The sequence below is a fragment of the Pedobacter terrae genome, from assembly GCF_036946585.1.
In the GTDB taxonomy this organism is placed as follows: domain Bacteria; phylum Bacteroidota; class Bacteroidia; order Sphingobacteriales; family Sphingobacteriaceae; genus Pedobacter; species Pedobacter terrae_C.
The window spans coordinates 1-25,645 of sequence record NZ_JAQIIV010000011.1 but is presented as its reverse complement, the minus strand read 5'-3'; the positions used below and the strand labels follow the sequence as shown (position 1 = coordinate 25,645).

Sequence of the window (25,645 nt, the reverse complement as noted above, 5' to 3'; positions counted from 1 at the left end):
TTTTAAGCTATATTTCACTCCTGCTCAAAAGTTACATCTCCTTCTTGCTTATTTACCTTCAAAATGTAGCCAAGCCCATATACATTTTCTATACTAACCTGATTGGAAGACTTGAAAAGCCGGCGAAGTCTTGAAATGAATACTTCAAGACTTTTTCCACTGAAATAATCATCGTTTCCCCATAAGGATAAAAGCAGATCCTTTTTTTTGACCACCTGATTAATATTAGCTGCCAACTGATCCAATAGTTCTGATTCTCGTACCGTAAGGGAAATTTCCTTTCCATCAGGCACTAAAACAAAAAGCTGATCTTTTTGGTACCTGATATCGCCCATGTTCATATATTCAGATTTTACAGCAGCTTGTGCTTTTGGATCAGGCGAAAACTTATTGATGATATTTGTGATCCTCAATACCAATTCTTCAATTTCAAACGGTTTGGATATATAATCTATAGCACCTATTTTAAGCCCTCGTAGTCGGTCTTGTTTTTCGTTGTGTGCCGTAAGGAAGAAGAAGGGCTGACTGGCATTAATTTTAACCAGTTCAGCAGCTAGCTTAAAACCATTGAGGTCGGGTAACTGCACATCAACAATGACCAGCTTATTGTTAAACGGGTTTGCTGAATAGTAAGTTAACGCTTCCATTGCATTTTTGAACCATAGCACGTTAAAGCCACGCAACTTTAGGTATGCTGTGATCACGTTGCCCAAATCTACTTCATCCTCAATTATTATGATATCATAATACATAGGGTTGCAATTTAATTAATGTTAATCTGACTTACAGGTATATGTACCAGAAATTCGGTTCCTTTATCAGTTGTTGTGTTTATGCTGATTTTCCAACCATGAATATCAAGACATTGTTTAACATAATATAAGCCAAGCCCCAGGCCTGAAATAGTATTGTCTTTTGCTCTTCGGAAGAATTTATCGAATATTTTTTCTTTCATATCCGCTTCAATTCCCTTTCCGTTATCCTTGATGTGCAGGGTATAGCCATCTTTGCTCTTAGTGATAAAGAGCATGGTTATTTTAACTTCGCTATGGCTATGCTTAAAGGAATTATCAAGTATATTCTGTAGCATGGTGGTAAACACAAAGGAATCCATCATTACGAGTATTTCCGAATCGTAAGGATCAAAGGTTAGGCTGTTTGGCTCGTTTATTTTTATTTTATAATCGTTTACCAGCGTAAGCACGATATAGTTAAGATCTATTTCTTCAAAATTGATGTTTTTGTTTATTTCCGAGGCCTCCAACATTTGGTTAATGTGTGAATGAAGCCTTCGCGCTTGTCGTTCAACAATGTTTACCAAGGTATTTACACGATTCCTGTCGTTGAGCACCTCGCTCTCATGCAGGCTTTTACTCGCCACCAAAATAGTGGTGACAGGGGTGTTGAATTCATGTTTGATACTATTAAGGAAATCAGATTTAACATCTGTTTCTTTTTTCTGCCGCATCCAGCTGATGTAAGTGTAATAATTGATGCCTACAATGACGATGATACAAAGCGCAACGAGCAAAAAGGTAGGCAACATTTGATACGCCACCTTGAGCGTACGGCCAGGCTGATCAACAAAAAGGTTGAAGCTTACCCTATAATTGTACACCAGATTACCACTGACTGAAAGATTGGTAACCCTGTTCTGCATGGTTGGGTGAGCTAATGTACCATCAATGATTACGCCGAAGGGTGTTTTTTTGTTCGTATTGAAATCGGTGTGGTTATGGCTGTCAAATATGGTAATATCACCAATTTTAGTATCGAAGTTGATATCAATCTGTTGAAAAGTAAGCAGATACTGTAAGTTGCTATCTAAACCATTTTTTTTTACTATCGATTGGAAAACACTGTCCATGGTGCTTTCCTGCTGCAGTTTCTTCAATAAGCCGTTGCTAACGCTTTGCGAAAGTTTAATAAACTCATGCCGGTTGCTGAAGTATTCTTTTTTAAGTGCTGGCATATTCGTGGTGAGGATTGAATCGATAATTTTTCCGCCACCCTTGTAAACTTTATCATCGGATATACTGCGCCCGTATTCATCATTAATTAGCGTTTTTTCCTTTAAACTATAGTCCCTGTCCCGAAGTACATAAGAATTATAGGTTAACCTGAATTGCACAAGAAGCAATATCAGGAAGCTGACCAATACGACTGATTTATATATCCGATCTTTCATTTTATCCTTTAAAAATAGACCTATTATTCCATAAATGATACACCGTTAAGCTTTTGTTAGGTTTCTGTTACGGTTTCATTCGACAAATTGTTGCCAGGTAGGACGTAGATTTGAATAATGAATATAGATGATGCTTGTGAAACTGGTTTTCAGATACTGTAATGCTGAAAGATGACGGCAGTCGTATTTATTCTTCAAGGAATTCAAACCAATAATTAAAAAGAAAGAAAAATGACCTTTAAAAGGATTTTATTAGTATTATTCATCATTTCAGCTACCATATCACTTTATCCGGTGCGGGCGCAGCAAAAATCTGCCAACAAACCCTTGGTTGAGTTGCAACAAGATTTTGTTGACCTCGGATTGGGTATGTTTATTCATTATGGTATGCCAACTTTTATGGATCAGGATTGGTCAGACCCAGATGCAGATCTTTCCTTGTTCCAGTCGCCAAAACTTAATGCAGATCAGTGGGCTAAAGCCGCAAAATCGGCCCACATGACCTATGGTTGCCTAACCACCAAACACCACAGCGGTTTCCCGATCTGGAATACGACAACAACGGCTTACAACGTCATGAATACGCCATTGAAGCGTGATGTAGTAAAGGAATATGCGGATGCTTTTCGGAAAAATGGCTTGAAGGTCATGCTTTATTACTCTATACTCGATACCCACCATGGCATCCGTCCAAATCAGATTACACCTGAAAATGTGAAAATGATTAAAGATCAACTAACCGAACTGCTTACCAATTATGGCGAGATTACCGCCCTGATTATTGATGGCTGGGATGCACCATGGTCAAGGATTTCTTATGATCAGGTACCATTTGAAGATATATATTACCTGATCAAATCCTTACAGCCAAATTGTCTGGTAATGGATCTTAATGCTGCTAAATATCCAACGCAAGCACTTTTTTATACCGATATCAAATCTTATGAGCAGGGGGCAGGTCAGTTTATTTCAAAAGAAAACAATAAACTACCGGCATTGGCCTGCCTTCCGCTGCAGGCCAACTGGTTCTGGAAAACATCTTTCCCTACCACTGCGGTAAAAAATGTGCCCGAACTGGTTAACAAATTTATTGTTCCCTATAACGGTGCATACTGCAATTTTATTCTCAACGTGGCACCGGGCAAAAATGGTTTGATAGATGATAATGCCTTAACAGCATTAAAGGAAATGGGGCAGCTTTATAAAAAATCTGCGGAGCTCCCACGTATTCCAACGCATGCGGCTCCCATCATTTCTAGCAACATCGCTAAACATGTAAAAAGCAATAGTAGCTGGAGTGATGATATGAATATCATGGATTTTGCCAACGACGATAATTTTGGCTCAAGCTGGTCATCCAATCATACGGTAAAATCGCCATGGTATGAGTTAAATTTTGAAAAGGCCGTGCCTTGTAACATGGTGGTGCTTACCGCAGGCAATAATCAAAAGGCTACCTATAGTTTACAATATTATGCAAATGGCAAATGGAATGCCTTGTCAACAAATAATGAAGGGGAAAAAAAGGTGAACATTTTTAGGTTCGAACGGATCTGGTGCGAAAAAATAAAGGTTACCATTTCAGATTTCGATAGACCGCCAGCTATTGCTGAATTAGGTGTATTTAACGAAAGGAAATAAGATAGATTAGCCGGATCGATTATGATCCGGCTAATATTAATGCGCTGATGAATAAAATAGAAAAACTAAACTGGCCGATACTGTTTCAAATATGTTTTAAGAATCTGCCTCGCTTGGTGGATATGGGTTTTTACTGTTCCTAACGGAATGCCCCGCTCTTCAGCGATTTCTTCATACTTATAACCCTCAAAATACCGTTGAAATGGAATTCGGTACTGTTCTGGCAAACTCTGCAATGCTTTTTGGATATCATCCATTACAAACTTTCCTTCAGAAGAAATTTTGGTTGAACTTTTAAGCAGGTTAGGACTTGATAAATCTTCATCTCTACTAATCACTGAATGCCTTTTCTGGGCCTTACGATAATCATTGATAAAGGTATTTCGCATAATTACATAAAGCCATCCACGTAAATTGGTGCCTTTATCAAACTTAGCGCAAAATCGAATTCCTTTAATCAGCGTATCCTGCACAAGGTCTTTTGCATCATCTTCATCATGGGTAAACCGCATCGCATGGGTGAGGAGGGCAATAGCGTGCCCGTCAGCAGCCCTGCTGAATTCATTTTGATTCATAGTTTTTCAATTAGGTAGATAGGTTATTATAGAACATGCCGAATTGGATTAAGTTTTAATTAATCTCGAAGAAGGGGGCGTATAAGTACGTGCTATAGATGGGTGCTGAATACCTAAAGCACCAGAGTGATGTACTGTTATGGCGTTTAATGGAACATTTTTGTAACACAGAATAGTTAAAATTGTTAACTTAACCGATTGTGTTTTCGGTTTATGCCTACAAGATTGTTACAGTTTAGTGATAAATTTTTAGAAATTGGCTAATTTAGTCCCGAGTTATGCGGCGGTACATTTCGAATTTACATCATACGCGTTTAATGAGGCTGAGCTAATTAGGAAGAAAAAAAATTAAGATGAAATTGTTGTTTAAAATATCTTCAATAGATTTGACGGTTCTTTTCAATGGATCAAATTCATAATAATTATGATAAAATCAGCTCATCTGCCTGATCTATTTACGCTTCAATCCATTTTTGAAGGTATTCAGGATGCCATATATTGCCATGACCTTGAATTTAGAATAACTAATTGGAGCCCCGCTGCAGAGCGTATGTTTGGCTATACTGCAACAGAGATACTGGGGCAATCTATTTTTCTGTTGATTCCTGATGACAGGCATTCGGAGAAAAAAGAACTGATGCAGGAGGTTTTAAGCGATGGTCAGATCAGCCAGTACCGAACTATACGACTTACCCGTTCAGGAAAGAAAATACCGGTTTCCTTAACCTTTTCACCCATCAAAGATCAGGACGGCAAAATTATTGGTACCTCGCAAATCGCCCATGATATTTCTTTTGAGCGCCAGGCAGAAGAAAAACAAGCTATGCTTGCCGCTATTATAGAAAGTTCTGAAGATGCCATTATCAGTAAAACCCTTGATGGAATCATTACCACCTGGAATAAAGGGGCAGAGCATATTTTTGGCTATACTGAACAGGAAGCTGTTGGACAGCCGATCACAATACTTCTTCCTGCCGACCGTTTAAGTGAAGAAGAAACCATTATTGCAAGCTTGAGGCGGGGTGAGCGGGTAGGCCATATCCAGACCATCAGAAAAACAAAGGATGGACGTTTATTAAACATTTCACTGGCTGTTTCTCCTATTAAAAATCGTGATGGCGTTGTAATTGGTGCATCTAAAGTTGCCCGTAATATTACTTCCCAAAAAGAAGCTGAAAAATTAATTGCCAAGCACATAGAGCGCCTGGAGCTGTTGAATATAGTAGGCAGAAGTATTAATGGATCTTTGGATCTTCAGCAGATACTACAGCAGGTAACAGATTCGACTACCAAACTTACGGGAGCAGCGTTTGGGGCATTTTTTTATAATCAGATCAACCAGGAAGGTGAATCTTACCGGTTGTATACGCTATCTGGTGTTCCGAGGGAGGCGTTTGCCAACTTTCCGATGCCTCGCAATACAACTTTGTTTCATCCAACTTTTAGCGGTACAAGTGTGGTACGTTCAGATGATATTACACAGGATTCCCGTTATGGCAAAAACGAGCCCTTTTTTGGAAAACCTTCAGGACATTTGCCTGTGGTTAGTTATCTGGCTGTCCCGGTTACAACCAAATCAGGTGAAGTAATTGGCGGGCTGTTTTTTGGACATCAAGACAAGGCCGTTTTTAAAGAAGAGCATGAGGAATTGGTGTTCACGGTAGCTTCACAAGCGGCTATTGCCATAGAAAATTCCAGGCTTTTTAAAGAGGTGAAAGAACTCAGTGCTAAAAAAGACGAATTTATCGCCATGGCTTCACATGAATTAAAAACACCTATGACCTCTCTTTTTGGCTTTTTGCAATTGGCCAACCGTAATATAGTTGAAAGTGTTTCAAAAAATCTTATTGAAAAGTCAATTAAGCAATTGCAAAAAATGATCGTTTTAGTTACCGATCTTTTTGATGTTTCCAAAATCCAGGCGGGAAAACTGCAACTGAACATGGAACACCTTAACCTTGCTGTACTTGTTCAGGAGATGAAAGAATCTTTTTTACAAGCCCATCCCGAGCATACCTTAACTATCCAAATGCCTGAAGAAAGTTTTGTTCATGCTGATCGCATGCGTCTTGAACAGGTACTTACCAATTTACTGAACAATGCCGTTAAATATGCGCCTCAAGAAAAAACAATTGAATTAAAGGTGCTTCATGTGGATAAAGCGGTACATACTGCGGTTAAGGATTTTGGCCCGGGGATTAGCGAAGAAAACCAGCGTCACATATTTGGTCAGTTTTATCAGGCCAAGGAAACTAAAGATAGTTCTTCAGGACTGGGTTTGGGACTTTTTATATCAAAAGATATCATTGAGCGTCATGGTGGACAAATTTGGGTAGAAAGCGAGCCAGGTAAAGGTGCTACCTTTAATTTTTCTTTACCATTGGCATAAATATTTAGCCCTGGAGGGGCCACCTCGATTCTGCACAGTGGAAAATTACAAAGTAAAACCTACCGTATACACCTGCTTTTTATAAGTACTGGGCGACATGCCCGTCAGTTTTTTAAAAGATTTTGAAAAGTAGGAGAGGTTGTCAAATCCGGTTTGTGTTGCGATTTCTGAATAGGCAAGCCGACTGGTGGCCAGCAAATATTGCGCCCGCTCAATCCGTTTTTCAAGAATATAACTAACGGGGCGCTGACCGGTAAAGGTTTTGAATAAACGGGAGAAATAATCGGGATGCTGATTAACACGTGAGGCCAAGCTAGTTACAGACAGCTCCTGATGCAAATTAACCAGAATATAACCCACCGTTTCCACTATCTTCGCAGGTGCGTGCCGCTCTTCAGGTTTGCGTTGTAACTGCGGCTGGAGCAAGCGCCCCATGAGTTGAAGCAGTATGCCCTGGGTTTCCAGATAGCTGGCTAAACCCTGCATATTGTTCAGTTCCTGATATTCTTTATAGTAAATATTTTTCTCATAAATTTTGGGGTCATCAGATCGGTTAATGCCACGGCCCGGATTTATTTCGAGCAATCGTTTAAAAAGATCAATATCCATCTGCTTTGCTTTCACTTTCGAAACATTACGGTTTCGTGCGAAAAGAGAACTTCCATCTACAGAATCTTCAAAAAACTGTACAAAATACTGGCTTAAATATCCATCGCAATGTAAATTACAGAGTGTAAAACTGGGTATAACATAAAGGTATCCGGGCTCAAGTTTTAAAGAACCTGATTGGTCGGATAGTTCACCGCTCCCTTCATCTATATAATATATCCGGAAATAAGGACTGATTACATTTAGGTAATTCCATTTTTCGGATAATTTCACATAATCTACATTGAGTAGTGAAAAGGTATTTTGCAGTACTCGTTTAATCATTTTTTAAATGTCGGATTTTTACAATAAATAGTCTAATTTATTTAAAAATAGATCGGATAACATGTTTATTTTTGAAAATAGTAACCAAATATAAAATCGTTATCACACAAATGAGAAAAAAAATATCCATAGGCATTATTGCAATTTCCATGTTGTTAAATGCGCAAGCTCAGCAAAACACTAACCCTGAGCAGGGTAAATTCAAACCTACAGATGAATCTTTAAAGCAGTATCAATATCCGGAATGGTTCCGTGATGCTAAATTTGGTATCTGGTCACACTGGGGGCCGCAGGCAGTACCCCGTCAGGGCGATTGGTATGCCCGTGGCATGTATCTTCAAGGCAATGATCAGAATAAATATCATGTAGCGCATTATGGTCCGCCATCTAAATTTGGTTATAAAGATATTATTCCACTTTGGAAGGCTGAAAAATGGAACCCTGAGCAATTGATGGCCCTTTATAAAAAAGCGGGAGCCAAATATTTTGTAAGCATGGGTTCGCACCATGATATGTTCTTTTTGTGGAATTCGAAGATCCACAGATGGAACTCGGTAAAAATGGGGCCTAACAAGGATGTAGTTGGCCTTTGGCAAAATGCAGCAAAAAAAGAAGGCCTTCGTTTTGGGGTTTCTGAACACCTTGCTGCTAGTTTCAACTGGTTTCAGCCCAGTCATGGATCAGATAAAACCGGGCCGCTTGCCGGAATTCCTTATGATGGTCATGACCCGCAGTATGCAGATCTGTATCATTTGCCAGCTGACTCGAGCAATATAAAAGAATGGCTTACCAACAATCCGGCATGGCATAAAAAATGGTTAATATATGTAACCGAACTGATTGATAATTATCATCCTGATCTGCTTTATTCTGATAGCAAAGTGCCTTTTGAAGAATATGGGCGTAAAATGGTAGCGCATTATTATAATCAGGATCTGGCTAAAAATAAAGGTAAACTGGAAGCCGTTTATACCCCTAAAGAACCTTCTGGAGGTAAATGGGCGCAGGATGTGGAGCGAGGTGTATTGGATTCGATCAGTCCTTTCCCATGGCAGACAGATACTTCAATTGGCGATTGGTATTACCGGACAGGCCAACGTTATAAAAGTACAAATGAAATTGCGCAGCTTTTAATTGATGTGGTTAGTAAAAATGGAAACCTGCTGATTAATGTGGTGCAGACTCCGGAGGGTGATTTAGAACCTGATGTAGTTAAGATTGTAACCGAGTTGGGCGAATGGACCAAAACTTATGGAGAAGGAATTTATGCAACCAGGCCTTGGAAAGTATATGGAGAAGGACCATCTACTGTGAAATCGAACCAGAAAAAAGGTGATTTTGGTGGATTGACCGACACCCGTGATTATGAGGCTGCTGATATCCGTTATACTACGAAGGGGGGCAATCTTTTTGCGTTTTGCCTAAACGCCCCTAAAACAGAGATTAAAATGGAATTATTAGGGAAAAATTCTAAATATCTCGAAAAACCAATCAGATCGGTTACGCTTTTGGGCAGTAAAGAAAAGCTAGACTGGGCACAAAACGAAGGTTCACTGGTGATAAAAAAGCCAAGAAATTACCCAGCCTGGGCGGTTACAGGATTTAAAATAGAATTTAAAAAATAATATGTACTTAATATTCTTTAATGGAAACTAAGCGCTCCACATTGGCGGTAATATTAATTACCTCCCTGTTCTTTTTATGGGGATTTGCCCATAATCTCGACCCGATATTGATTCCGCATTTAAAACGGTCATTTACGCTCACCACCGTACAAGCTACGCTTGTAGATTCGGCTGTTTTTATCGCCTATTTTGTAATGGCGTTGCCGGCAGGTATCATCATGAAAAAATATGGTTATAAAAGTGGAATTATCATCGGTCTTCTGATATTTTCGGTAGGGTGTTATCTGTTTTTGCCTGCCGCCCAGGTACAATCTTATAATTTCTTTCTAGCTGCGCTTTTTATTATTGCATGTGGACTCACTATCCTGGAAACAGCGGCGAACCCATATATCACCTTAGTTGAAAAACCTGAAACTTCTACTTTCAGGCTAAATCTTGCACAGTCTTTTAATGGGCTTGCAGCTTCACTGGCACCAATAATTGGCGGCAAACTGATTTTGGTGGAGGGCGTATCGGATCGGGCGCTTGCTAAAATGGATCTGGCCACTCAAAAATCGGTACTGGCATCAGAAGCAACCTCAGTACAGGGACCCTATTTTGTGTTGGGGACCATATTGGTGGTATTGGCTGCTGTATTTTATTTGATCAAATTACCTGATATCAGAACCAGCAATGAAGGCCGTGCTAAACAAAGCTTTTGGCAGGTTTTTAAACATAAACATTTATCGTGGGCAATAGCTGCACAGTTTTTTTATGTCGGCGCGCAGGTATCTGTATTTAGCTTGTTTATTCTTTATGCAACTAAATCTGCAGGTATTACCGATAAAGAGGCGACTTATTATCTGGGTGTATGCGGTTTTGCATTTCTGATCGGACGCTTTTTCACCACATTCCTGATGCGCTTTTTCAAGGCACAATATTTATTGGTTACCTATGCTTTTATCAGCGCACTGCTCTGCCTGGTTGCCATCATGGCTTCTGGTATCACAACGGTATATGCCGTTATTGGCATTTGCTTTTTTATGTCGGTGATGTTCCCAACCATTTTTTCATTGGGCATTAAAGATCTAAAAGAAGATACCGAACTCGGAAGTAGTTTAATTATCATGTCAATTGTGGGTGGTGCCATATTACCACGTTTTTTTGGATATTTGAGTGATGGAACAGGTAATATCCAAAATGGATATTATGTGCCACTGGTTTGTTTCGTCGTGATTATGCTATTTGGATTAATGGGACAAAAAACGACAAGGAAAGACGTCATTAATCAACCGAATGAAATTTTATAAATAAAAATGAAAAGATACTGTTTGGCTCTCGATCTCGTTGATGACGAAAAATTGATCGCAGAATATGAGGCGTACCATGTAAATGGATGGCCGGAAATTAAACGTAGCATAATCGACTCGGGCATACTGGATATGCAAATTTACCGTGTTTCCAACCGGCTGTTTATGATTATGGAAACTGAAGACGATTTCAGTTTCGAAAAAAAGGCTTTTATGGATGCCTCCAATCCAAAGGTGGAGGAGTGGGAGAAGTTGATGTGGAAATATCAACAGGCATTGCCGTTTGCAAAACCAGGAGAAAAGTGGGTAATCATGAAAAACATATTTCAGTTAAATGCTTAGCGATAATAAACAGCAAGAGCTAGTCCAAAATCTGCCTCCGGTTATTTTCGGAACCAGCAGTTTGGGAAATCTCTATCAGGCAGTAGATTATAGTGTAAAACGGGAAGTTGTGAAAGCCTGTATAGCATCATCAAAACCGGTCGCCTTTTTTGATTCTGCCGGTAAATATGGAGCAGGTCTCGCATTGGAATCACTGGGCAAATGTTTAGCAGATTTACAGATAGATCCTCAACAGGTAGTTATTAGCAATAAACTGGGCTGGTACAGAACACCGCTTTTAGCTCCGGAACCTACATTTGAGGTCGGTATCTGGAAGGATATTGATCATGATGCAGTGCAGATGATCAGTTATGATGGGATCTTAAAGTGTTTTGAACAAGGTAATGAACTGTTGGGTAATTACCAGGCACAAATGGTATCCGTACATGATCCTGATGAATATCTTTTTGCCAGTAATGGTGAAGCAGATTATAAAGAACGTTACCAGCAGATCCTGGATGCTTACATGGCATTGGCAGAATTAAAAGCTGCTGGTTTGGTGTCTTCCATTGGGGTAGGTGCAAAAGACTGGAAAATTATCCAGGCCATTGCAGCAGATATTGAACTAGATTGGGTCATGATTGCCAACAGTTTGACCATCAAATCTCATCCTGCTGATCTGATTGCATTTATAAAAGAACTTAACCAAAAAAATATCAAAGTAATTAACTCGGCCATATTTAACGGTGGCTTTTTAACCGGTGGGGATTTTTATAATTACCAGCCGGTTGATGGAGATAGTTCGGCTGGAAAAGCGCTTTTGGATTGGAGAGATAAATTTTATCAGGTTTGTAAAACGTTTGAATTACTTCCTGCCGAGGCCTGTTTCAGTTTTTCTGCAGGTTTTCCCGGCGTAAAAAGTATTGCCTTGAATACCACACACGGCCCGAAAAGGTGGCTATTAACGCCGCGCTGGCCCAAAAAGAAATTCCTGCTGGGTTTTGGCAGGAAATGCAAACACAGGGATTGATTGAATTTTTAAAATAACGATGAAAGCATTAGTTTGTAATACACCAGGAGAATTTAGTTATATCAATAAGGAAATGCCAGCTGTTAAAGATGGAATGGTATTGCTCAAGATGAGAAGATTAGGAATTTGCGGTACCGATTACCATGCATTTGAAGGCACGCAGCCATTTTTCGAATATCCCAGAATCCTCGGTCATGAAATTGCTGCTGAAGTGGTAGAGGCTAGGGAAGCGGCAAACGTTAAATACGGAGACATGGTTACCATTAGTCCATATTTTTATTGTGGAACCTGTATCGCATGCCGAAGCGGCAGAACCAATTGTTGCGTAAACATTAAAGTTTTCGGCGTTCATATAGATGGAGCCATGCAAGAGTATATCACAGTTCCTGAAACTGCAATTGTTAGTGGAAAAGGATTAACTGTAGATGAACTCGCACTGATAGAGCCATTGGCCATTGGTGCACATGGGGTTAGTCTGGGACAATTGAATAAAGGCGACAATGTGGTGATTCTTGGTGCTGGCCCCATTGGCTTGGGTACTATTGCTTTTGCCAAAATAAGTGGAGCTGAAGTAACCGTTATTGACGTAAATGATAACAGGCTATCTTTTTGTAGCGAGCGTTTCGGCATTACGCACACCATAAATCCATTAAAAACGGATGCTTTAGCAAAGCTATCAAAAATTACCAATGGAGAAATGGCAAAGGTGGTCATTGATTGTACCGGAAACTTAAACGCGATTAATAATGCCTTCAAATTTTTGGCACATACCGGTAAATTTATCATGATAGGCCTTCAAAAAGGTACGATTGAGGTGATACATCCTGAGTTTCATAAGCGTGAAGCTGTATTAATGAGCAGTAGAAATGCCCTTCCAAACGATTTTGCCCATGTGATTGATTGCATTAGAAAAGGACTGATTGAACCAATGGATTTTATCACCCATAATGTGCCATTTTCGGAGGTAAAAGAAAAGTTTAATCACTTGCTTCAGGCAAATGAATCGCTGATCAAAGCATTGATCAGTTTTGACGAATAAAAACATTTTTTATATAATTCGAAACGAACTAAAGTAAGCAAAGAGCAGGATTAAATTTGCATATCATATTTAGTCCTGTTTTTGTTTTAAGTGCACACTTTTAAATTTAGGTAGCGGTATCTAAATGTTAAAGCAGCTTTTCGATTAATTGATCATCACCCTGACTTTAAGGATATTTAAGTTGCAAATTTATTTTAACCCTTAATTTCAAGCCTATACCCCTTAGCGCGAATCACAACAATATTGATATTGGGATCAGGTTCTAGTTTTTTTCTAAGTTTTGATATAAACATATCCAGGCTACGCCCCACAATAACGCCTTCATCTTCCCATATCTCTTTTTGCAGCCGGCTTCTCTCTATGGTTTCATTGGGAGATTTTGCGAAAACGAGCAGTACCCTGGTTTCTGTACCAGTTAATTCTATTGTCTTTTCATTGATATTGAGTTTGCGGTTTTTCGTGTCAAATACAACTGACCCTAAGGTAATCAGGTCTACATGTAGATCATCATTGGGTAAAGCTCTTCGCGGTTTAACCGATCTAAGAAAAATAAAACCAACAAATGCTAAAAATGGCAGGCTGCCCAGAAGATATCCATTCTTTTTGGTGATTATCCCTGTCGGTTTTATTTGAATGTTGATCATGTAATGTGCTTTTGGCTGTTTTCTGCCTACGCAAGCTATAATTTCATCCTTTTTATGCTGAGATATTGCGTATCCGTAGGTAACACTGGAATCCTTTAAGTTCAATACTTTAACCACATAATCGTTTGCCATGGGATCTTGGGCCAATAAGCGTTTAGTTGCATTCACCAGGAAGATGGGATTAAAAGTAAACTCGTGCTCAAATCCGATTTGATACTCATTTTCAGCAACCTTTTTTACGGGAAGCACCCTGGATGTACTGTCGCCCGATTGTAAAAGCAGCTCATGCCCGATCCGGCGGAGTAAAATTTCCCTTCTGGCCAAGTCAAAGTTCTCCTCACCAATCATGTTGAAAGCTGCACAAATAACAGCGATAAACAAAATCAGCATGAATCCAAAAAGGTATTTAACTTTCTCAGAAAAGCGATTTAAGCGATCAAACATATTGTCAACGTTTTATTTACAAAGTTTACATTTTTATTTACAATACTGCTTCTTCAGACGAAAAGATCTCCAGGTAATTTTGTTGCACCAATATTAAAAAGATATGAAAAATAAACAAAATTCCCTAAACGAATCTGATTTATCAACTGATAGATCAATGTTAATCAAACCTACAAAAAAGATGAATAAAATGATGTACGTGTTGATCTTACTACTAGTTGTGGTAAGTGGATTAGTATTTGCTAATCAAGAAATTAAAACTACTCACAGCCCAAGTCCAAAACCGCTTTCTGCTTCACAACGAGATGCCGAAAAGAAAAAATGGGAGGCTAGCCCTGATGGTATAAAGTTCAAAAAATGGGAAACATCATCCACAGGAAAAAACGTACATGCCAGTGCTGCTAAAATAGGGAAAGATATCAATGATTTTACCAACATGGAAGCCGTGATAACGACATTATCGCTTCCGCCTGGATCAAGATTAGGTTTTGGTGTAATGGCCAGGATCAATGATGCCGATTACATTGTAAATTTTGAGGCAGAAAAATCTCAGCTCGAACAATTGTATAGCTTGAAGGTTAACGATAAAATTAGGGTCAGAAGCCGTAACCTATCATATGCACCTAAGTATTCATATCCAATAGTATCAGCTGAATATGTTGAACTGGATGGCAAAGTAATTTTTAAACGCTTACCTCGCAAAGGTGGCTGTTAAACAAATAAATAATTTAATAAATAGATAGTAAGGGTATTGTAGCCTATTGTGCGAGCGCTAATAAGCTGTGCCTGAAAGATGAAAATGGAAGAAAGTATGTAAACTTTTTTCCATTTTCTTATTCATAGGTTTTATCGATCAGAAACGAAATAGCATTTTCAATTTCCGATCGCCCAGCCACACTCTTAAGATCTAATCCACAGAAGGTGCAGTCGTTGGTATTGGCGTAAATATCCAGGTAATAAATTCCAGAGATCAGCAATGCAATAATGGCCCTGTATCTTTTTGCATTTTCTTCGAAATAAGGGTCGGTAATGCTTTCGAATAAGCGTGCTCCATTTTCTTCACGATCACTTGCGAGTTTTTTTAACGATTTACGGTTCTCTACCAGTCCCCAAAGCAAAATTTTCTGTATATTCTTATTCTTGAAGATATAGTCAAATTGAGAGAGCAGCATAGCTTTAGAGAACTTTTTTCCTCCATCGTTTACCAAAGACCCACCCGATTCACTTTTTACATTGCTCCAAAAATCCTGCGATCGGATATATTCATCAATCAGACCATCCTTGCCACCAAAATAATTATAGATTAACTTTTTGTCCAAACCCGCAGTACGTGCAATATCGTTAACTTTAAGACCCGAGAAACCTTTGGTATGGAGTATTTTTTCTACAGCATGCAAAAATTTTTGTTTGCTTTTTTCCTTGTTTTTTAACGATTTCGCTGCTGTTTCCTCTTCCATGTCATAAAAAATAATCGTCTGGAAAATTACAAAATCATTTTAAATTTTTTTTATCACCAATTGGTGATATGTTATATATTTGTCTAGTCGAAGAGATTGATAAAAAAATGACGAAACTCCTCGCAAGAACCAAACTGCATTAATCTGAGCAAACGATATGAAAAAGGAAACTTCCATTTCGCTAATACCCGTAGAAGAATTGTACAAAAAGAAAAAAGGTTTGCAGGGCGCACTCATCGGACTTGCCCTGGTATTGCTCATTGCGGCTGCAATTATAATTTATCTGGCCTTTTCATCTAACATGCCCAAAGTACTGATTATAGTTCCATTTTGTAGTTCGTTAACACTTTTACCAGCCTTCATCAGTTTGTCGCAGATTAATGCTGAACTCAAAAACAGAAATGCCAAATCATAGCTAGTCATGTCAACAGATTGCCTGAATTGTGGTGCTCCGGTGACGCAGAATTACTGTGCACACTGTGGGCAAAAGTCTACTACACATCGTTATTCCATTAAACACTTTGTTGAACATGATTTTATTCATGGGGTTTGGCATGTAGATAAAGGTATTTTATTTACCCTAAAAAGTCTGTTCACCCGGCCGGGTCACAGTGTCCGCGAATATATTCAGGGCAAAAGGGTACCTTACTTTAGTTTTATTACGCTCATCCTGCTCATTCTGACGGTATCAGGTCTCATAGCGCCATATGCACATGGCAATATGTCTGATCTGATGCCTAAGGGGAGCAAAGCAATGATGAACGACGTGGAGAAATTTATCTCTCATTATCCCAAATTGATTCTGATTATTACTATTCCTATTTATTCGTGCTTTAGTTTAATCTGGTTTAGGAAAGCGAAGCTTAACTTTTCAGAACACCTGGTTTTAAACTCATACCGCGTGATTGTAGAAATGATTATTGGTCTCCTGGTTTCAGTCCTGACCATATTCTATCACAACACCCAGATACTCTTATTTTTATATTTCGGTTTGCTGAGTTTTTTAGGTATTATTTATAGTGTTTGGTTTTATTATCAATTTTTTTCGGCCTTTGGCTATAGTAAAATAGCTTTGATTTCAAGAAGCATCCTCGTTCCTGTATCATACAATCTGCTTAACCTTATACTTGGAATTGTTTACGCCATCATTTCAAAACATTAGCTAATAAAGAAAATCATCTTATTTTTCCTTTGTTATTCTTTTTCAACATCTATTGAAAAGTATTTTTAATCTGAACTTGATTTTTGGTCTAAATCTGGTAGTTGTTAAACTTCGTTAAAAACATAGTCTTTTCTTATTGCCGCTCTTAAATTAATACTGCTTAATCCTATCTTTAAAGTTACTTTCCCTTAATATTTTTTTAATATTTACGCAACCTTACTGGCATCTAATCCAAATACCTTCGCGTAAAAATTATTTATGAAGAAGATCGTTTCACTGTTTGCCTTGCTTTGGCTTTCGGTAGGGTATTTATCGGCCCAGGAGAATCATGTCGTATTGATCAGTATAGACGGGTTACGCCCAGAATTTTATTTGGATCCGCAATGGGGCATGGTTAACGTTCGCCAAGGGATGAACAAGGGTGCTTACGCAGGAGGTGTACGCGGAAGTTTTCCTACCGTAACCTATCCTTCACATACCACTATTGTAAGTGGTGTGTTACCTGCTAAACATGGTATTTATTATAACACACCGGTTGAGCCTTTAGGCGTTTCGGGTAAATGGTTCTGGTACTATAAAGATATTAAGGTACCTACCATCTGGACAGCGGCCAAAGATGCTGGTTTAATTACGGCAGGCGTAAGCTGGCCAGTCACTGTAGGAGCGCCAATTAATTATAACCTGCCAGAATATGTAATCCTGCCGCAGGGTAAAGGCGAAAAGAAAGATGAAATTAAAGCGATGCTGCTGGAATCGAATCCTAAAGAACTTTTTCAGGAGGTTCAAGATCATGCCATTGGTAAATTTGGTGAATTTGGAGCTTCGATAGATTATTTTACCAGCGACCAGAATAAATCGAGAATGGCAGCTTATATCCTTAAAAAGTATAAGCCGTCCTTTTTAGCGTTACATATCGCGTTACTTGATCATTTTGAGCATGAACAGGGAAGAGACGGAGATAAGGTTCGATCGGCTATTGTGGGTGCAGATGTAGCTGTTAAAACCATTATGGATGCAGCAGAAGTTGCGGGCATTAGTAAAAATACCACTTTTATCATTACAGGCGATCATGGTTTTGTCGACATTCATACACAGGTTAACCCAAATGTAATGTTGGCTAAACTGGGCTTGTACAGCGCTACCAACCGCGAAGCCTGGAAAGCTTATTTTCAGCAGAGTGGTGGCTCTTCTTTTCTACATTTAAGGGATCCGAAAGATAAAGCCTCTTTGGAAAAAATTAAAAAAGCATTAAATGAGCTCCCCGATGGGATTAAAAAAGCCTTCCATGTATTGGATAAAGAGGCGCTGGCCCAAGCACAGGGAGATCCAAATGCAAGTATGGTTTTGGCTGCAAACCAGGGTTTTAGTTTTGGTGCTGCGGCATCTGGTGAAATGTTTATGCCGGCAAGTGGAGGTACACATGGATACCTGCCAACTGATTTTAAAGAAATTCAAACAGGTTTTGTTGTATTTGGCAAAGGTATCAAACAGGGTACTGTAATACCGTTAATGGGACAGGAAGATATTGCACCTTTAATTGCAAAACTCTTAAACCTCAAGCTTAACACCGATGGAGTTTTGTATCCAGGTTTGCTGACTCCGGTTAAGAAATAAGGATTCCCATACGACCGTAACTTTGCATTTTCAACACTATCAGTTAAGGAGGATCTGATTTCAACGGCATCTTTTGCTGTCAGTCTGAGGGGTAATTTATTGTATAAAAATCAATATGATTGACGTACAATGGTTTTCTTTTAGTCCTACGGCGCAGTCTTGCCTCGGCTACCGATGAAAATCGGTACAGGTCCGCCGCCGCCGAATGGCTCTCACTTTTGGGCATCAAAAAGTAACAGAACAGAGGCACTGCCGAGCTCATTAATGCAAATAAAAATAATAGACAAACATTAATAAAATGCCGGCTGAAAATTTATTCATTTGTAGTTATAATTTTCAGCTGCATTCATGAGGGCTGTGCCGTTTTCTTTTAAAGCCAGTAGTAGGGCTTGGTCAGTGCAGTCGGAAAAATTTATTAGGCCGGTTTTAAGTATAACGGAGATACAGTGCTAAGGCCGTGTTGGATAGAAAAGCGTATTGTATAAGTAACTAACAATCAAAAAAATAAGTGATAACGTCAATGGTAGTGCAACGAAGGATCTTTAATTGTATAAGTTACCAGCTTATAAAGATTTGCTTCGCGGCCTTCGGGTTCTTCACCGCGTTCAGCATGACAGCAAGGGATTTTGACTTATAATTGAAGCCTCAATTACATCTTAGAAGATTTAATTCATATTTTGTTAACTTACAGTTATGATTGATGTTAGCCCCGAAGCAAAACAACAAGCCTTGTTATTTCTCTTCAGGAACCAAAAAATAGCAGCTGTTAAGATCATTAAAGATCACAGTGGCTGTGGTTTAAAAGAAGCAAAAGATTATGTAGATGCATTAGAGGGGGATGTACAGGAACCCATAAATAATCTGGCCAATCTGGATGAAGAGCTGCTGGCTATTTTAGGTCAAGGCAACAAGTTAAATGCCATTAAACGTTATAAGGATGCCACAGGTTTGGGGTTGGCAGAAAGTAAAGACTACGTTGAAAAGTTAATGCAGTTTAAGATTAACGGCAATATGATGCAGCAGAGCAGAGATACTGATATCAAAAATATCATTTCTGATCATGCAGGGGATAGCCAAAATCTTATCAAAAGAAATCTGATAAAGCTGTTGATTGTTATTTTGGCCGCTGCAGCTTTAATTTATGTGATGTTCAAAATTTAGCAAAAAATGGTGCAATATTTCTGATAAAATTAGCATGCGTGAATTAAAATTATTAATTTGATCTCACACACAAATAAATCTTAAGAATATGAAAATCACATTGGATTCAAAATCCCTTTTATTGGGATTTTTAGGCGCTGGATTAATGTTTACTGCCATCAGTTTTAAAAATAGTCAGGATCAAGTAGGTGGAAGGTATCGTACCGAAGTTAACGCCAGTAATATTGTCGTGATCCTTGATAGTGAGACCGGAAATTACATTATTGCGCCAGGCATACAAGCAGCAGGGAGGGTTCAGTGGATAAAAGGCGAGTTTAATAAAACATTTAGTACTGCTATTGATAACAAAAAGGAACCGAAATAAAAGATAGTCGGCATTTTTAATACTCTACGTATAACTTCTAGACTGTTGTGATGAGGAAACGGACTGATATCAGTGCTGTCAGATGTTGCCATCTGACAAGGCATATCTGCTGCAAGTTTTCAAAAAAAAACCGTCCTGCGTACATCCCTCAGAGAAAGGTGAATGGATGTGCTGATTAATATTTAACGCTAAGCTTAACCAATGAACAATAAACGAATTCTACCAAACCAGTGACTACTAAACAAATGACCAATAAACTTACAGGGCATACGCGGTTTCGGATTTCGATTGATTCAGTACTAAAAAACTCTGTATGTTCCCCACATAAGCCAAAGAACCAATATTTTCTCTCAGGAAATGGTTATAAGAAGCCATATCAGGCATGGCTACTTTAAGCATAAAATCAAAATGCCCGGTGAGGTGATAACATTCCATTACCTCTGGATATTTTTCCATTTCTATCTTAAATGCTTTTACAATATCTTCTGAATGCGTGGTAAGTTGAATATGTGGAAATGCAATAAAATGTGATCTCAGTTTATCAATATCAACAAGGGCAACTGTTGATTTGATATATCCATTTGTGCGCAGTTTTTTAATGCGTTCTACAATATGGGTCATACTTTTTCTAAGCTTTCCCGATACTTCTTTATAGGTTAATAATCCATCACGTTGTAAAAGGTTGAGGATGTCGATATCAGTCTGGTCAACTTTTGGAGGTTGCATGTAATGCTTAGTGTAATTTATTATATTATGTTGGTTTTTTTAAAGCTTAAAAATAGTTAAATTAACTCAATTAAGATTTATTTATCGCGATTATATAAAAAATACTTAGTGTATAATTTACAATAATGGTAAGGTTTTCGGGGGTATCAGTAAAAATTATATTCTGTTATCTGACATACTTAATAGGCGAAACCAAATTTTAACATGTTGAGGGTTTGATAAAAAATAATTTTTACCAAAAAAATAGGTTCTTACTTTATAATATCCTTAACTACTGATCTTTACAAGGTAATTAATCTAACCGAATTATTTTTCTCATGCTTAAAAAACACAACTTTGGAGCCGGCCCATGTATACTGCCGCCATCTGTAATGGAACAGGCTGCCCAAGCCGTTATCAATTGGAGGGGGATGGGTTTATCTATCCTGGAAGTTTCACATCGATCGCCTGAATTTGAAGATGTGGTACTTAAAACCCAGCTTTTGGTTCGCGATTTATTGTCTGTTCCCGATCACTATTCCGTGATGTTTCTACAGGGCGGGGCCAGTACACAATTTGCCATGGTTCCGATGAATTTTTTGGGAGCAGAAAAAAAAGCAGCTTATCTTGATACGGGGTATTTTGCACAAAAAGCCATTAAAGAAGCGAAGTTGTTTGGTAAGGTCGATGTTATAGCTTCCTCTAAGGATAAAGATTACGCCTATATCCCGGGTAGTTTTAATCATGATAAGCAATCTGCATATCTGCACTGCACTTCAAATAATACGATTGAGGGAACTGAAATGTTTGATTTCCCAAAAGAAAGCGTACCGTTGATCTGCGATATGTCATCTGATATTTTTTCCAGGGAAATTAACATCACCGATTTTGATCTCATTTACGCAGGTGCCCAAAAAAATATGGGACCCGCAGGGATGACGCTGGTTATTGCTAAAAATGAATTTATCAACCTGGCAAAAAAAGAAATCCCTTCCATGATGGATTACCGGATTTTCCGAGATAACATGAGCATGTACAATACACCCCCCGTTTTTTCGATATATGTAGCCATGCTTAATTTACTGTGGCTTAAAGACCAAGGCGGTGTAAGTGGAATAGCGCAAAAAAATATTGCAAAGGCAAAATTGTTATATGCGGAAATAGACCGAAATCCACTTTTTTATGGCACTGCCGATGTTGGACATCGCTCGCGGATGAACATTACTTTTTTGGCCATTAATAAAGAGGTAGAGGTAGGTTTCTTAAAATTTGCTGCAGAGCAGGGGATTGTGGGGATAAAAGGTTACAGGACTGTTGGCGGATTTAGGGCCTCACTTTACAATGCACTTCCAATATCAAGTGTTGAAGTATTGGTTAATGCCATGAGCAGCTTTGAAAAAATGTACAGCGAAAAAACAGTGCTTGAACTAGAATAATTTATTAACGATGATAAAAATTGCACCATTAAAGGCTTTACAGCCAGGCAAAGACATATTTGAGCTGATGATTTCTGATCAGGTGAACGGTAAGGGACATCAAAATGAGCAGCTCTCATTTGAAGACCTGCTCAACCTGTTCGGATGTGCTTTAGATGACCAACATGCGATTTACATTTATGAGTTCCGTGGCGAAACTGGTGTGATGAGGGGAATTTGGGCGGCGATTGATCTCGCTCAAACAGCAGAAAGTGCAATTAAAAAACATGAAGAAACGGTATCATCGAAAGTAGAATCGCTTAAAATAGAGCGTAAAAGTAAGACCATTCAAAAATCGCCAATCCTGTTGGTCCATAAAAGAGATGAGACCTTAGATGCACTTATTGAGTTTGCGGTGCGTACACGAAAGCCTTTGGAAAATGAATGGTCGCAAATGGACCATTTTATTTACCAGGTATTGGAAGAAGATCTGATTGAAAGATTTGTTGAAGAATTTCAGAAAGTTAATGCCGTTTACCTGGCCGATGGCCATCACCGTTTGGAGGCCGCGTATTCAGTACAAAAAAGCAAGCCCCAGCAGATCAGCTCGCTATTGGTATCGGCCGATGTGATTTCCATCGGAGCCTTTCATAGAATGGTTTCGGGTATAAGTATTTCTTACTCCTTGTTGATGGAGAAACTGAAAGCACATTATTATATCTCCAAAATTCCGAATAACATACCTTACAAACCTGATCGGAAAAATAGGATAGGCCTTTGTTTTAAAGGCGAATGGTATCAATTGGATTTAAATAATGCTTCTGTTGCATTATCAACGGTTCCTGATACAGTGATTCTACAAGATTACATTCTTTCAGCGATGCTGGGGATCCATCAACCCAAGGAAGACGAAAGGCTGATCTGTTTTCCGGATTGTAAGTGGATCCAATTTCTTGATGAACTGGATCGCGATGAAACCTCAATTGGATTTTCACTTTTTCCGATGACAACCGATGCATTTATAAAAACTGCAGAAAAAGGCGAATTTTTGCCGCCCAAATCTACCTGGATAGCACCCAAGATCCCCAAAGGATTTATGGCAAGTGGATCAGAAGCTATTGTGGCAAAGGGCGAACAACTAAAGATAAATTAAATGGTTAAACTTATAAAGTAAACAATATGTTCGATCTCGACTTGGAAAATATAGCGCAGATAGGCGCTACTTTTCTGATCATTACATTCTTTTTAGTGGCTTTTTTGAAAAAGCGGCTTAAAGTTAACAAGAGGAAAAATGATACAGAGCAAGATGACCTGCATTGGCTGTAACATGTCATATGAATTGGCCGTGGTAGGTATCTTTTCTGTTTTGCAAATCAGCTTAATTTAAGAGAGGCTAGGTTTAATCATTAAAGATATCTTTACAAGCTTATTATTACCGTTTCCTTATCGCTAAATTTTATATTTTTGGGTATTACTATTAACCCGATATGTTTATGAAAATGCTTTTTAAGGCTTGCACATTCTCCGTGTTGTTCTGTTCTTCTATTGTGGCAAGTGCACAAACGGTTACACTAGATTACTTTTTCAATCGTGAAACGCACAAAGATAAAAATGGTAAAGAGGTGCGTTTTCATTATCTGTGGGGTGAGCGGGCAATGAGTGGTTTTTCTATTTTAGGGAGTGTATTTAGAAAAGAAGGATTTAAACTGGATTCACTTGAAACCGCGCCAACCGCCGCCAGGTTGAAAGAAACCGATGTATATTTAATTGTAGATCCTGATCGGCCTAAGGAAAATCCAAAGCCAAATTACATACAGGCAGACGATGTTACCGAAATCGCTGCATGGGTAAAACAGGGGGGCGTATTGGTGATGTTTGCCAACGATAGCGCTAACGTAGAAGTGCCACACTTTAACAAACTGGCAAATGTGTTTGGTATGCATTTCACCAATGACATGCAAAATCATGTTGTTGACGACAACCATTTTGAAGATGGAGCTATTTCTACCAAAAATAATCCTGTGTTTAAAACGGCACAAAAAATATTTATGAAAGATATTTGCGCTATTGAAACCAAAGGCGCTGCTAAAGCCGTATTAAAAAATAAAGCCGGTGCAACGGTTATCGCCCATGCTAAACACGGTAAAGGTAATGTGGTAGCTATTGCAGATCCCTGGTTATACGATGAATATGTTAATGGTCGCTTGCCAAAAGAAATGAACTTTGACAATGATAAAGCTGCTGTAGATCTCGTAAGATGGTTAAAAGCCCTTGCGCGGAAATAGTTACAACTTATCCAGCTTAAAATAGCCTAAATGAATTTCATCTTCGGGTAAATGCCCTGAAGATGGCTTAATCTCGATATGGTATTTTTGTTTCGATTCATCACTTAAAATATCTTCAATTTTATAGATATCGTCTACATCAATGCCATATTTTTCATCGATATGCGAATTTGCACCTTTTATCGTATTGGTTTTAAAGAATACCGTTTTCTTTGCATCCTGTATGGCTTTGGCCCTCTCATCATGTACTGATAATACGATATGGTGCTGTTCGTATAACTGATTGGTTAAATAGCCGCCAAGATTAATAAAAAACAATTTATGTAGCGAAGGTAAAGTATGCTCATTACGTAACCCAATTTTGATTTCATAATCATCAACCTTGTTTACTTCCCGCCAACCATCAATATGCAGGCTGGTGCCCGTTCCTGGCCAAAATGCTTTAATCTCGGGAACAAGATCTTTTAGCGAATGGGCGATGCCAAAAAAATAGTCGTGCTGTTCTACATTTCGTTTTGGGGCTTTTGAGCCCAGTAAAATCATATATAATTTTAAATCATTCATCAGTATATCAGATTATTGACACCTTCCGGCGTTTTATCATTCAAAATTCAATCCTTATAAAACCTTATAAAAACTCATCTCTTTTAACAGCATTAAGCCAAATAGGTTCTTAAATTTTTAGATTTTATTGGTTTTCAACCACGAAGGACGCCGAGAAAGGCAAAGAGTAAAAGGATTGAAGATAAGTTCCAGTAGAATCGTCGCCATATGGCTGAAAGGCAGCGAAAAGAAGAAATCTTTGGACTATGTTATGGATATTTCCCCGAAAACGAGGTCACTATTTTTCAAATCTGTAGCAATCCAATTCAGTCAATACCCTAATCTTTTCTTCATCTTTGTACCTCTGACTCCTGACTTTCTAACTATTCATAACATTCCAAAACAATTTTCCTTTTTAAAGATTGTATCTGTTACAAATGGATACGAAAACAGCAAAAAAGAAAATTGCCATCATCGGTGGCGGCCCGAGTGGTTTGTTCATGTATAAAAGATTAATCGAATCTAAAGATCCGAACTTCGAAATAGAAATATTTGAACGTAAAGATTACTTAGGTGCAGGCATGCCATATAGTGCTGAAGGGGCAAATGTAGAACACATTACCAACGTATCTGACAACGAAATTCCAATTATATTCAACTCCATTGAAGATTGGGTTAAAATTGCACCGCAAGAGATTTTAAAAAAGTTCGATATTGATTCGGATAAATTTAATGAGTACAAGGTACTGCCCAGACTATTTTTTGGTGAATATCTTTCTGCCCAGTTTAATTTACTAGAAGAAGTTGCCGAAAATAAAGGT

26 protein-coding genes are annotated in these 25,645 nt (G+C 38.5%); 18 read left to right on the top strand and 8 right to left on the bottom strand.

The features are described from left to right. Positions 1–14: 14 nt before the first annotated feature. On the bottom strand, positions 15–752 hold the full coding sequence (locus tag PGN18_RS14830) for a response regulator transcription factor (RefSeq protein ID WP_335320337.1): 738 nt from the start codon (positions 750–752) through the stop codon (positions 15–17). An 11-nt stretch (positions 753–763) separates the two neighbouring features. Next, on the bottom strand, positions 764–2,188 hold the full coding sequence (locus PGN18_RS14825; protein ID WP_335320336.1) for a sensor histidine kinase: 1,425 nt from the start codon (positions 2,186–2,188) through the stop codon (positions 764–766). A 231-nt stretch (positions 2,189–2,419) separates the two neighbouring features. On the opposite strand from PGN18_RS14825, the gene PGN18_RS14820 reads away from it, so the two are divergent. Continuing rightward, positions 2,420–3,829: an alpha-L-fucosidase gene (locus PGN18_RS14820; RefSeq protein ID WP_335320334.1), complete on the top strand. Its 1,410-nt coding sequence runs from the start codon at positions 2,420–2,422 to the stop codon at positions 3,827–3,829. A gap of 65 nt (positions 3,830–3,894) precedes the next feature. Here PGN18_RS14820 and PGN18_RS14815 read toward each other — a convergent pair whose 3' ends face one another. Beyond that, on the bottom strand, positions 3,895–4,404 hold the full coding sequence (locus tag PGN18_RS14815; RefSeq protein ID WP_335320333.1) for an RNA polymerase sigma factor: 510 nt from the start codon (positions 4,402–4,404) through the stop codon (positions 3,895–3,897). Between the two features lie 424 nt (positions 4,405–4,828). On the opposite strand from PGN18_RS14815, the gene PGN18_RS14810 reads away from it, so the two are divergent. Beyond that, entirely contained in the window at positions 4,829–6,793 is a 1,965-nt protein-coding gene (locus PGN18_RS14810) for a sensor histidine kinase (protein ID WP_335320332.1), read from the top strand. Between the two features lie 45 nt (positions 6,794–6,838). Here PGN18_RS14810 and PGN18_RS14805 read toward each other — a convergent pair whose 3' ends face one another. Further along, positions 6,839–7,726 carry a helix-turn-helix domain-containing protein gene (locus PGN18_RS14805; RefSeq protein ID WP_335320331.1) on the bottom strand — a complete coding sequence of 296 codons (888 nt, stop codon included), beginning with the start codon at positions 7,724–7,726 and terminating at the stop codon, positions 6,839–6,841. 110 nt (positions 7,727–7,836) lie between these two features. Between PGN18_RS14805 and PGN18_RS14800 the strand changes: the two genes are divergently transcribed. Genes PGN18_RS14800 through PGN18_RS14780 form a run of 5 tightly spaced genes read left to right on the top strand, consistent with a single transcriptional unit; the run spans position 7,837 to position 13,030 of the window. Beyond that, positions 7,837–9,351, top strand: coding sequence for an alpha-L-fucosidase (locus tag PGN18_RS14800; RefSeq protein WP_335320330.1), 1,515 nt, complete (start codon positions 7,837–7,839; stop codon positions 9,349–9,351). A gap of 20 nt (positions 9,352–9,371) precedes the next feature. Continuing rightward, positions 9,372–10,640, top strand: coding sequence for an L-fucose:H+ symporter permease (fucP, locus tag PGN18_RS14795; RefSeq protein WP_335320329.1), 1,269 nt, complete (start codon positions 9,372–9,374; stop codon positions 10,638–10,640). 6 nt (positions 10,641–10,646) lie between these two features. Further along, positions 10,647–10,982: an L-rhamnose mutarotase gene (locus tag PGN18_RS14790; RefSeq protein WP_335320328.1), complete on the top strand. Its 336-nt coding sequence runs from the start codon at positions 10,647–10,649 to the stop codon at positions 10,980–10,982. Further along, positions 10,975–11,991: an aldo/keto reductase gene (locus tag PGN18_RS14785; protein WP_335320327.1), complete on the top strand. Its 1,017-nt coding sequence runs from the start codon at positions 10,975–10,977 to the stop codon at positions 11,989–11,991. The genes PGN18_RS14790 and PGN18_RS14785 overlap by 8 nt, the downstream gene beginning before the upstream one ends. A 19-nt stretch (positions 11,992–12,010) precedes the next feature. After that, entirely contained in the window at positions 12,011–13,030 is a 1,020-nt protein-coding gene (locus PGN18_RS14780) for a zinc-binding alcohol dehydrogenase family protein (protein WP_335320326.1), read from the top strand. 194 nt (positions 13,031–13,224) lie between these two features. Here the strand turns inward: PGN18_RS14780 and PGN18_RS14775 are convergent, their stop codons facing one another. Beyond that, a complete protein-coding gene (locus PGN18_RS14775) occupies positions 13,225–14,118 on the bottom strand; it encodes a winged helix-turn-helix domain-containing protein (protein ID WP_335320325.1) in 894 nt (297 codons plus the stop codon). Positions 14,119–14,221: 103 nt separating this feature from the next. Here PGN18_RS14775 and PGN18_RS14770 point away from each other — a divergent pair, with 103 nt between their 5' ends. Continuing rightward, entirely contained in the window at positions 14,222–14,833 is a 612-nt protein-coding gene (locus PGN18_RS14770) for a hypothetical protein (protein ID WP_335320324.1), read from the top strand. Between the two features lie 118 nt (positions 14,834–14,951). On the opposite strand, the gene PGN18_RS14765 is transcribed toward PGN18_RS14770, so the two are convergent. Beyond that, positions 14,952–15,575, bottom strand: coding sequence for a TetR/AcrR family transcriptional regulator (locus PGN18_RS14765; RefSeq protein WP_335320323.1), 624 nt, complete (start codon positions 15,573–15,575; stop codon positions 14,952–14,954). Between the two features lie 157 nt (positions 15,576–15,732). Here PGN18_RS14765 and PGN18_RS14760 point away from each other — a divergent pair, with 157 nt between their 5' ends. The 5 genes from PGN18_RS14760 (at position 15,733) to PGN18_RS14740 (ending at position 19,876) form a co-directional block, all read left to right on the top strand. Continuing rightward, positions 15,733–15,990, top strand: a complete 258-nt coding sequence (locus PGN18_RS14760) for a hypothetical protein (protein ID WP_335320322.1) — start codon at positions 15,733–15,735, stop codon at positions 15,988–15,990. A gap of 6 nt (positions 15,991–15,996) precedes the next feature. After that, positions 15,997–16,737, top strand: coding sequence for a DUF3667 domain-containing protein (locus PGN18_RS14755; protein ID WP_335320321.1), 741 nt, complete (start codon positions 15,997–15,999; stop codon positions 16,735–16,737). Positions 16,738–16,995: 258 nt separating this feature from the next. After that, positions 16,996–18,351, top strand: coding sequence for an alkaline phosphatase family protein (locus tag PGN18_RS14750; protein WP_335320320.1), 1,356 nt, complete (start codon positions 16,996–16,998; stop codon positions 18,349–18,351). Positions 18,352–19,044: 693 nt separating this feature from the next. After that, complete coding sequence (locus tag PGN18_RS14745) at positions 19,045–19,512, top strand: ribosomal protein L7/L12 (RefSeq protein ID WP_335320319.1); 468 nt, start codon at positions 19,045–19,047, stop codon at positions 19,510–19,512. Positions 19,513–19,600: 88 nt separating this feature from the next. Then, positions 19,601–19,876, top strand: a complete 276-nt coding sequence (locus PGN18_RS14740) for a hypothetical protein (RefSeq protein ID WP_335320318.1) — start codon at positions 19,601–19,603, stop codon at positions 19,874–19,876. 258 nt (positions 19,877–20,134) lie between these two features. Here PGN18_RS14740 and PGN18_RS14735 read toward each other — a convergent pair whose 3' ends face one another. After that, complete coding sequence (locus PGN18_RS14735; RefSeq protein ID WP_335320317.1) at positions 20,135–20,602, bottom strand: Lrp/AsnC family transcriptional regulator; 468 nt, start codon at positions 20,600–20,602, stop codon at positions 20,135–20,137. Between the two features lie 317 nt (positions 20,603–20,919). Here PGN18_RS14735 and serC point away from each other — a divergent pair, with 317 nt between their 5' ends. The 4 genes from serC to PGN18_RS14715 all read left to right on the top strand — a co-directional run bounded on the left by serC (position 20,920) and on the right by PGN18_RS14715 (position 24,281). Then, on the top strand, positions 20,920–22,017 hold the full coding sequence (gene serC, locus PGN18_RS14730; protein ID WP_335320316.1) for a 3-phosphoserine/phosphohydroxythreonine transaminase: 1,098 nt from the start codon (positions 20,920–20,922) through the stop codon (positions 22,015–22,017). 10 nt (positions 22,018–22,027) lie between these two features. Then, on the top strand, positions 22,028–23,149 hold the full coding sequence (locus PGN18_RS14725; RefSeq protein ID WP_335320315.1) for a DUF1015 family protein: 1,122 nt from the start codon (positions 22,028–22,030) through the stop codon (positions 23,147–23,149). 26 nt (positions 23,150–23,175) lie between these two features. Further along, positions 23,176–23,322 carry a hypothetical protein gene (locus tag PGN18_RS14720; RefSeq protein ID WP_335320314.1) on the top strand — a complete coding sequence of 49 codons (147 nt, stop codon included), beginning with the start codon at positions 23,176–23,178 and terminating at the stop codon, positions 23,320–23,322. A 167-nt stretch (positions 23,323–23,489) separates the two neighbouring features. Then, a complete protein-coding gene (locus PGN18_RS14715; RefSeq protein ID WP_335320313.1) occupies positions 23,490–24,281 on the top strand; it encodes a DUF4350 domain-containing protein in 792 nt (263 codons plus the stop codon). Here the strand turns inward: PGN18_RS14715 and PGN18_RS14710 are convergent, their stop codons facing one another. Then, positions 24,282–24,845, bottom strand: a complete 564-nt coding sequence (locus tag PGN18_RS14710) for a DUF1543 domain-containing protein (RefSeq protein WP_335320312.1) — start codon at positions 24,843–24,845, stop codon at positions 24,282–24,284. 416 nt (positions 24,846–25,261) lie between these two features. Here PGN18_RS14710 and PGN18_RS14705 point away from each other — a divergent pair. Next, positions 25,262–25,645, top strand: a 384-nt coding sequence (locus tag PGN18_RS14705; RefSeq protein ID WP_335320311.1) for an FAD/NAD(P)-binding protein, incomplete at its 3' end; no start/stop codon positions are given.